Annotated in this window: 2 protein-coding genes and 1 pseudogene; 1 reads left to right on the forward strand and 2 read right to left on the reverse strand. The window is 66.3% G+C overall.

The features are described 5' to 3' along the window. Positions 1-233, forward strand: a pseudogene (locus AB0A61_RS40975) (IS110 family transposase); the annotation flags it as partial. Positions 234-396: 163 nt separating this feature from the next. On the opposite strand, the gene AB0A61_RS40980 reads toward AB0A61_RS40975, so the two are convergent. Together AB0A61_RS40980 and AB0A61_RS40985 are read right to left on the reverse strand one after the other, a co-directional pair. After that, positions 397-1,539: a hypothetical protein gene (locus AB0A61_RS40980; protein WP_361304695.1), complete on the reverse strand. Its 1,143-nt coding sequence runs from the start codon at positions 1,537-1,539 to the stop codon at positions 397-399. Positions 1,540-1,830: 291 nt separating this feature from the next. Continuing rightward, the coding region (locus AB0A61_RS40985; RefSeq protein ID WP_361304698.1) for an ISAs1 family transposase at positions 1,831-2,345 on the reverse strand (515 nt) is incomplete at its 5' end.

Consider the following 2,345-nt stretch of genomic DNA (forward strand, 5'->3'; position numbering starts at 1 on the left):
GCGCCCGCTACATGCGGTTGATGCCCCGTCTCGGCAAGAAGAAGGCCCTCGTCGCGCTTGAACACACCCCGCTGACCGCCGCCTGGCACATCCTCACCAACGACGCCCCCTTCCACGACCTTGGCGGCGACTACTACACCAAGCACGACCCCGAACGCGTCCTGCGCCGGATCACCCGGCAGGCAAACGCCCTCGGCCTGTCCGTCCGCTTCGAACCCATCGAAGCGGCGTGACCGCCACCAGCCAGCGGTCAGTCAGACGTCATTTTCGGACCAGAGTCAAGCTGAGAAGTCGTTTGTGGGCGCCCGTGGCCGGCGGCGAGGGCCTCCACGGGCGCCCGTCACGTCACTCGGTGAGCGTGCCGGCGTTGCCCCCCTTCCCGGCGGTCGCGCCGGCCTACTGGGTGGCTGCGGCGCTCGGGGTGGCGGCGCCACCGTTGTTCGCAGCACCACCGTTGTTCGCAGCACCACCGTTGTTCGCAGCACCACCGTTATTGGCAGCACCACCGTTGTTCGCAGCACCACCGTTGTTCGCAGCACCACCGTTATTGGCAGCACCACCGTTGTTCGCAGCACCACCGTTATTGGCAGCACCACCGTTGTTCGCAGCACCACCGTTATTGGCAGCACCACCGTTGTCCGCAGCACCACCGTTATTGGCAGCACCACCGTTGTCCGCAGCACCACCGTTGTTCGCAGCACCACCGTTGTTGGCAGCACCACCGTTGTTCACGGCGCACTGTGCCAGTCCCTCCAGCCCCTGCGGCTTGGCCGCCGCGCGACCGATCGCGTTGGCGATACGCTTGATCGTGGCCGCCCGCTTGTTCTTGAGCTGGCGGAGGATGGCGTTCTGGCCGCGCTTGCCGCGCTTACCGGCCTTACCGGCCTTACCGGCCTTACCGGCCTTACCGGCCTTACCGGCGTTGCCCGCATTACCGGCGTTGCCCGCATCGCCCGCATTACCGGCGTTGCCCGCGTTACCGGCGTTGCCCGCATCGCCCGCGTTACCGGCGTTGCCCGCATTACCAGCGTTGCCCGCATCGCCCGCATTACCGGCGTTGCCCGCATTACCAGCGTTGCCCGCATTACCCTCGTTACCAGCGTTGCCCGCGTTGCCCGCATCGCCCGCGTTACCGGCGTTGCCCCCGTTACCGGCGTTGCCCGCGTTGCCGTCCTTGCCGACTGCTGCGGCGAGCTCCTTGTTGGCCTTTGCTATCTGGTCGTCGAGTTGTTTCAGGTTGCGGTCGACCTCGGCTTGGGCTGCGGCGGGGACCGCCGGGAGCTGCGACTGCACGTCCGGACACGAGATCGTGTCCGCGGCGTTCGCATTGCCCGCGTTCCCGTCGTTATTGTTCCCCCCGGCCTGCTGGGTGGCCGTCGCGCTCGAGATCGTTCCGGGGGCTGCGAAAGGTGTGTTGCTCTTGGGCGACTCGCCAGCGAAGGCGGAACCAGCGATGATCGCGCCGGACAGCACGACTGCGGCGGAGCCGCCGATGATCGCTACCCGGCGCTTTTTGTATTTCGGAAGAGCCCTGGACATAGGGATACCTCACTCGCGTTGGGGGGTTGAGGTCATGAAAGCAGCAGTCACGGATGGCTCCCGCAACAAACGCGTCGCCTGTGTTCGAGGGGATGTACGAGAACGGACTCAGGGATGTTCAACGAGTTTTTGAATTTACCTTCCGAGCCCCGGCACAGCCCCTCAGCTTGACTCTGTCGGGGATCTTGGAGCCGTTCGAGGTCAACTGCCCACCTTTCACCAGGACTTCGACCGGGGGATGCCGTGCTGGTCCAGGAAGGTCTGGAAGGCGGTCGGTGGCCGCAGGCGGCTTCAAGTTCCCGGTAGGAGTGGGCTGTCGGTGATGCCCCAGATCCAGAGGGCTTGTTCGGGTGCGTCACGGATCGCTCGGGTGGTCTTGGCGATGTTGTCCGCTCCCAGCAGCCGCAGCCTGCCGATGGCCAGGTTTCGCAGCGCGGCCATCGCCCGTGGCGCGCTGCCGGTGTGGACGGTGGAGGCGTCCTCGGCGAACACCACGTCTCTGACATGGTGGCTGGAATTTTCGATTCCCCAGTGCCCGCGGACGTATCCGCCCAGGTCAGCGGGACTGGCCTGGTGGGTATCGAGGCTGGTGACGGCGTAGACCGTCTCCCGGGTCTGCCGCTTGCCGCTCTGCTGGCGGCGCCGGTGGATGCGCAGGGCCAGACGTGCTTCCGGGAAGGCGATCCCGCCCAGGTTCGCCGCGATGGCCATGGTCTTGGCCGAGCGGGATTCCCGCCGGCCGTGCCCGGTTCCGGAGGAGGTGTGTGCTACGGGTACCTGTTCCCATGGCAGGGCTTTGAGCTGGG

The organism is Streptomyces sp. NPDC046197, assembly GCF_040646295.1.
Taxonomy (GTDB): domain Bacteria; phylum Actinomycetota; class Actinomycetes; order Streptomycetales; family Streptomycetaceae; genus Streptomyces.